This window comes from Streptomyces sp. NPDC056480 (genome assembly GCF_042795405.1).
In the GTDB taxonomy this organism is placed as follows: domain Bacteria; phylum Actinomycetota; class Actinomycetes; order Streptomycetales; family Streptomycetaceae; genus Streptomyces.
In genome coordinates this window covers 22930-29267 of the sequence record NZ_JBHTSA010000103.1, presented here as the reverse complement: position 1 = coordinate 29267, position 6338 = coordinate 22930, and the positions used below count along the sequence as shown (strand labels likewise).

General features: G+C 71.0%; 4 protein-coding genes. All 4 read left to right on the top strand.

Annotation, left to right across the window (positions count from 1 at the left end):
• The first annotated feature begins 455 nt into the window (after window positions 1–455).
• The 4 genes from ACFQ79_RS31930 to ACFQ79_RS31915 all read left to right on the top strand — a co-directional run bounded on the left by ACFQ79_RS31930 (window position 456) and on the right by ACFQ79_RS31915 (window position 6311).
• Window positions 456–1931, top strand: a complete 1476-nt coding sequence (locus ACFQ79_RS31930) for a xanthine dehydrogenase small subunit (RefSeq protein WP_383589926.1) — start codon at window positions 456–458, stop codon at window positions 1929–1931.
• Complete coding sequence (xdhB, locus tag ACFQ79_RS31925; RefSeq protein WP_383589924.1) at window positions 1928–4336, top strand: xanthine dehydrogenase molybdopterin binding subunit; 2409 nt, start codon at window positions 1928–1930, stop codon at window positions 4334–4336. The genes ACFQ79_RS31930 and xdhB overlap by 4 nt, the downstream gene beginning before the upstream one ends.
• 1 nt (window position 4337) lies before the next feature.
• The gene (gene xdhC, locus ACFQ79_RS31920) at window positions 4338–5141 is read left to right on the top strand and encodes a xanthine dehydrogenase accessory protein XdhC (protein ID WP_383589922.1); all 804 of its coding nucleotides are present in this window, start codon (window positions 4338–4340) and stop codon (window positions 5139–5141) included.
• 594 nt (window positions 5142–5735) lie between these two features.
• A complete protein-coding gene (locus tag ACFQ79_RS31915) occupies window positions 5736–6311 on the top strand; it encodes an RICIN domain-containing protein (protein WP_383589920.1) in 576 nt (191 codons plus the stop codon).
• Window positions 6312–6338 lie beyond the last annotated feature (27 nt).

Here is a 6338-nt window from a genome sequence, read left to right as displayed (position 1 = left end):
CCCGAAGCCCGGGCCGCCTCGCCATGTCCCCGGGCCGCCTCGCCATGCCCCGCGCCGCCTCGCCAGGCCGCGCGCCGTGGCACGCCACACCCTCGGCGGGGCCGTATGCGAGGGGTTGACCGGCGAACCTCGGCACCGTAGGTTCGGGCGCACCGAGTCACCGCGAGTCACGGGAAGGAGGCGACGTCGGATGTCGAACATCTCCGAACCGTCCCGCCTCCCCCACCAGACCGCCTGGGCTCCGGGTCTCATAGCACACGGCTGCTGAACAGCCCTCTTCCGGCGTGCCCGATCGCGGCCCCGGCACTTTCGCATGTCCGTCACCGCCTGAGACACGCCGTCGCGTGCCCTGTGTGGCGCGCTCCTGGTCATCGAGCCGCGCCACCGAGAGAGAAAGCTCCTGAAATGGCGACTTGGATAGTCACGACAACCACGCACCCGGACGGGGACGTTCCGTGGTAGCGGCGCGGCCCGCGGCCACCGTCACGGTCAACGGCGAAGAAGCACCGATCTCACCGGCCGCGCCCCACACCACGGTGCTGGACTTTCTGCGCGAGCGCGGCCTCACCGGCACCAAGGAGGGCTGCGCCGAGGGTGAGTGCGGAGCCTGTTCGGTCCTCGTGGCCCGGCCCGGGACGGACAAGCCCACGGACTGGGTGGCGGTCAACGCCTGTCTGGTCCCGGTCGCCTCGCTCGACGGTCAGGAGGTCGTCACCTCCGAGGGGCTCGCCACCGCAGGGGTGGCCGGCGCGCCGGCCACACTGCACCCGGTGCAGGAGGAGATGGCCGTCCGCGGCGGCTCCCAATGCGGTTACTGCACACCGGGATTCGTCTGCAGCATGGCCGCCGAGTACTACCGGCCGAGCCGCTGCGCACACGCGGACCCGGCCGGGAGCGGCGACCCCGAGCACGGTCCGAACGGTTTCGATCTGCACGCGCTGAGCGGGAACCTGTGCCGCTGTACCGGCTACCGCCCCATTCGCGATGCCGCGTTCGCCGTCGGTACGCCCTCCGAGGAGGACCCTCTGGCGCGGCGTCGCGAGCTGTCCCCGCCCGAGCCGGTGGCCACCGAATACTCCCGGGACGACAGCGTGTTCCTGCGCAGGGGCACCCTGGCCGAGACGCTGCGGGTGCTGCGTGAGCGGCCCGACGCGGTCGTGGTCGCCGGTTCCACGGACTGGGGCGTGGAGGTCAACATCGCCTCCCGTCGAGCGAACTGTGTGGTAGCCGTCGACCGGCTGCCCGAACTCCGGGAGCTGCGCGTCGAATCCGACCACGTCGAGATCGGTGCGGGGCTGACACTCACCGAGATCGAACGCCGCCTCGACGGCGAAGTCCCCCTGCTGGCAGAGCTGTTCCCGCAGTTCGCGTCCCGGCTCATCCGCAACAGCGCGACGCTCGGCGGCAATCTGGGAACCGGTTCCCCCATCGGGGACAGCCCGCCGGTACTCCTCGCACTCGAGGCCTCGCTGGTGCTCGCCGACGCCGACGGCGAGCGCGAGGTGCCCCTCTCCGACTACTTCACGGGATACCGGCAGAGCGTGCGCCGCCCCGGTGAGCTGATCCGCGCGGTCCGCGTCCCGCTGCCACTGGCTCCGGTCGCGGCCTTCCACAAGATCGCCAAACGCCGCTTCGACGACATCTCCAGCGTGGCCGTCGCCTTCGCACTCGACATCGAGGACGGGATCGTCCGCAAGGCGCGCATCGGCCTGGGCGGCGTGGCCGCCACCCCGCTCCGCGCCCTCGCCGCGGAGGCGGCCCTGGAGGGCGAGCCCTGGACGACCGAGACCGTCGAGGCCGCGGCCCGGGTGCTGCGGGCCCAGGGCACCCCCATGGACGATCACCGTGCCAGCGCCGGATACCGCGCCGCGATGCTCGGCCAGAGCCTGCTGAAGCTGTACGCGCGAACCACCGAGGCGGTGTCGTCATGAGTCAGTTGTCCGAGCGTCCCGAGAAGCCCGTCGTCGGCGTCTCCATGCCGCACGAGAGTGCCCACCTGCACGTCACGGGCACCGCGCTGTACACCGACGACCTGGTCCACCGCACCAAGGATGTGCTGCACGCCTACCCGGTCCAGGCCATGAAAGCGCACGGCAGGATCATCGCGCTGCACACCGGGCCCGCGCTCGCCGTCCCCGGTGTGGTCCGCGTGCTGACCGGCGCCGACGTGCCCGGCGTCAACGACGCCGGGATGAAGCACGACGAGCCGCTCTTCCCCGACGAGGTCATGTTCCACGGCCACGCGGTCGCCTGGGTGCTCGGCGAGACCCTGGAGGCGGCGCGGCTCGGTGCGGCGGCCGTCGAGGTGGAACTCGAGGAGCGGCCCTCCCTGATCACACTGCGGGAGGCGATCGCGGCGGGCAGCTTCCACGGCGCCCGGCCCGTGATGCGGACCGGCGACGTCGACGCCGGGTTCGCCGACTCCGCGCACGTGTTCACGGGCGAGTTCCAGTTCTCCGACCAGGAACACTTCTATCTCGAGACGCACACGGCGCTGGCCCTCGTCGACGAGAACGGGCAGATGTTCGTCCAGAGCAGTACCCAGCACCCTTCGGAGACGCAGGAGATCGTCGCTCACGTGCTCGGCCTGCACAGTCACGAGGTGACCGTGCAGTGCCTGCGGATGGGTGGCGGCTTCGGCGGCAAGGAGATGCAGCCGCACGGCTTCGCGGCCGTCGCCGCGCTCGGCGCCAGGCTGACCGGCCGGCCGGTCCGCGTACGGCTCAACCGAACCCAGGACCTGACCATGTCCGGCAAGCGCCACGGGTTCCACGCCGAGTGGAGGATCGGCTTCGACAGCGACGGCCGCATCCAGGCCCTGGACGCCACCCTGACCGCCGACGGCGGCTGGAGCCTGGACCTGTCCGAACCGGTGGTCGCCCGCGCGCTGTGCCACATCGACAACACCTACTGGATTCCCCACGCCCGCGTCGCCGGCCGCATCGCCAGGACCAACAAGGTCTCCAACACCGCGTTCCGCGGTTTCGGCGGACCGCAGGGCATGCTGGTGATCGAGGACATCATGGGCCGGTGCGCGCCGCTGCTCGGTCTGGATCCGATGGAGCTGCGCGAGCGCAACTTCTACCGGCCGGGCCAGGGCCAGACGACGCCGTACGGGCAGCCGGTGACGCACGCCGAACGGATCTCGACCGTCTGGCGGCAGGTGCGGGACGACGCCGCCCTCACCGCTCGCACGCGCGAGATCGCGGCCTTCAACGCCGCGCACCCGCACACCAAGCGGGGACTCGCCCTCACCGGGATCAAGTTCGGCATCTCGTTCAACCTCACCGCCTTCAACCAGGGCGGCGCGCTGGTGCTGATCTACAAGGACGGCTCGGTCCTGATCAACCACGGCGGCACCGAGATGGGGCAGGGCCTGCACACCAAGATGCTGCAGGTGGCCGCGACCACGCTGGGCATCCCGCTGCACAAGGTGAGGCTGGCCCCGACGCGTACCGACAAGGTGCCGAACACCTCCGCCACGGCCGCCAGTGCCGGAGCGGACCTCAACGGCGCTGCCGTGAAGAACGCCTGCGAGCAGTTGCGCGGACGGCTGGCGCAGGTGGCCGGCACCCAGCTGGGTGTGAACGCCTCGGACGTGCGGATCGTCGAGGGCGTCGCGCGCGCCCTCGGCCACGACGGGGAACTGGCCTGGGACGACCTGGTGCGCACCGCCTACTTCCAGCGGGTGCAGTTGTCGGCGGCCGGCTTCTACCGGACCGAAGGCCTGCACTGGGACGCCAAGGCGTTCCAGGGCTCACCGTTCAAGTACTTCTCCTACGGCGCCGCGGCCGCCGAGGTGGAGGTGGACGGCTTCACCGGCGCGTACCGCATCCGGCGGGTGGACATCGTGCACGACGTCGGCGACAGCCTCTCCCCTTTGATCGACATCGGTCAGGTCGAAGGAGGCTTCGTCCAGGGCGCGGGGTGGCTGACCCTAGAGGACCTGCGCTGGGACAGCGGTGACGGGCCGCACCGCGGCCGGTTGCTGACGCGGGCGGCCAGTACGTACAAGCTGCCGAGCTTCTCCGAGATGCCCGAGGAGTTCCACGTCAGGCTGCTGGAGAACGCCACAGAGGAGGGCGCGGTCTACGGCTCCAAGGCCGTGGGCGAGCCTCCGCTGATGCTGGCCTTCTCGGTGCGCGAGGCGTTGCGGCAGGCCGCCGCGGCGTTCGGGCCGGCCGGAGTCAGCGTGGAACTCGCCTCGCCCGCCACACCGGAGGCGGTGTACTGGGCGATCGAAGCGGCCCGCGGCAGCGGCGCCGCGCGCGAGGCAGACCAGGCTCGCGACGGCGAAAGCCTCCGCGTCGACGCGGGCTCCGCGAGCCATGCCTGACATGACCTGGGTCACCGCGGTCGCGCGGCTGCGGGCACGCCGGGAACCCGGCGTGCTCGCGACCGTCGCGGCCGTGCGCGGCCACGCGCCGCGCCGGGCCGGCGCCAAGCTCGTCGTGGGGCGGACGGAGGCCTGGGGTTCGATCGGCGGCGGCAACATCGAGGCCGTCGCGATCGACCGGGCACGCGAGCTGATCGGCACGCCCGACCCGGAACCGGAGTTGATGGAGTTCGCCCTCAACGACAAGGTCACTGGCCCGCACGGCGTGCAGTGCTGCGGCGGGGCCGTCACCGTACTGCTCGAACCGCTGCCCGTGGTTCAGGCCGTGGCGGTCTTCGGTGTCGGGCACGTCGGCCTTGAGCTGGCACGCATCCTGGCCCGCCACGACCTCGACCTGCATCTGACCGACAGCCGCGCCGACATGCTCACCGACGGTCGGCTCGGCGTGCTCGCGGACGCGGTGGCGCAGATCCATGTGCACCACACACCGCTGCTGCCCGAGGAGGTGCTCGCGGAGTTGCCGGCCGGCACCCATGTCCTGATCATGACCCATGATCACGCCGAGGACGCCGCACTGTGCGACGCCGCGTTGCGCACCAGCGGTCTCGGTTCGATCGGACTGATCGGCTCGGCCGCCAAATGGACGCGGTTCCGGCGGCGCCTGGCCACCGAGGGCGGCCATGACGCCGCCGCCATCGACCGGATCAAGACCCCGATCGGCATCGCCGAGATCACCGGCAAGGAACCCGCCACGATCGCCCTGAGCGTCGCGGCCGACCTGATGCGGCACGTCGCTTCCGGGTGACAGCTCGGCGACGTGCGCGGCACGATTGAAATTCGGACACCTCTGCGAGAGTGGCGAAAAGTAGCCCTTTGCGTCCTTTGGTCCATGCCGGTTACGGTTCCAGTGATCATTTGACGGGGGCAGGCGCCGCAGGAGATCGACGGAGTGTCGACCGCGCTTCGTCGGGACATGGCGTACCCCCGAGCACGTTCGTAGTCCGGGGGGAACCATGAACCGTGAGTCTGTGTACGCAGGCCGCACGAGGGCCAGTCGCGTTGTCGTGCCGCCCCGGGGGCGGCCGAGCGGCAGCGCCCTGCGCGCGAACCTCTTCACCGGCTGAGAGCCCGAGCCCGGCCTGCCCCTTCGGGGTGTAGGCGCGCTGCGGCATGCCGCCGCGCGAGGGCGTGGGGACTGCTCGTACCCGCGCCCTGCGCCTGCCCTTACTCCTGCCGCACGACGTCACACCGGTACAAGTACCGGTGCCGGTAAGGGTACTTGTGCCGGTACGGGTACTTGTGCCGGCGTGACGTCGTGCGGCCGACTCCTGCGTCATCGCGTCCCGATGCGACGCGACACGTCCGCGTCGGACAACCCAGCAAGAAGAGAACGGATCCCATGAAGTTCCACAGACTCCGCTCCGCCCTGGCCGTCGGTGCCGGTGTGACCGCCCTCATGGTCGGCGCGGGCACCGCTCACGCGGTCCCGGCCGCACCCGCACCCGCCGGCGCCACCACCACTGCCACCGCCGACGGCATGGAAGCGCAGCTCCAGGTGAAGTACGGCGGCAGGTGCCTCGCCATCGCCAACGGCAGCCTGCGCAACGGGGCCCACGCCATCGAGGGCACCTGCGACAGCACCGCGCTCCACCAGGTCTTCAAGCTGAAGCCCGGGAACGCGTCGGGCTGGGAACTGGTCGCCGCCCACAGCGGGCGATGCCTCGCCTACCGCCCCTCCGGGACGGTCGATGTCGTGCAGGACTGGTGCAACGGTTCCACCGCCCAGCGCTGGACGATGCAGTTCCTGGAGGGCAGCGACGAGAAGAACCGGCTGCAGCTGCGTCCGGTCGACGCCCCGAACGAGTGCCTGTCCATGGGAGGTACTCCCGCAGGAGAGGAACCGACGGCGTTCGTCGCCGACTGCTTCGACGACATGCCCAGCCAGGAGTGGCGCCTCGCCTTGATCAGCTGGTGATCGCCGCCCGCTCTCTGCCCATCGCTC

Bases quoted from the DNA above. Each gene is read 5' to 3' on its own strand.
- xdhB (WP_383589924.1), top strand. From the start codon at position 1,928: ATGAGTCAGTTGTCCGAGCGTCCCGAGAAGCCCGTCGTCGGCGTCTCC.
- ACFQ79_RS31915 (WP_383589920.1), top strand. From the start codon at position 5,736: ATGAAGTTCCACAGACTCCGCTCCGCCCTGGCCGTCGGTGCCGGTGTG.
- xdhC (WP_383589922.1), top strand. From the start codon at position 4,338: ATGACCTGGGTCACCGCGGTCGCGCGGCTGCGGGCACGCCGGGAACCC.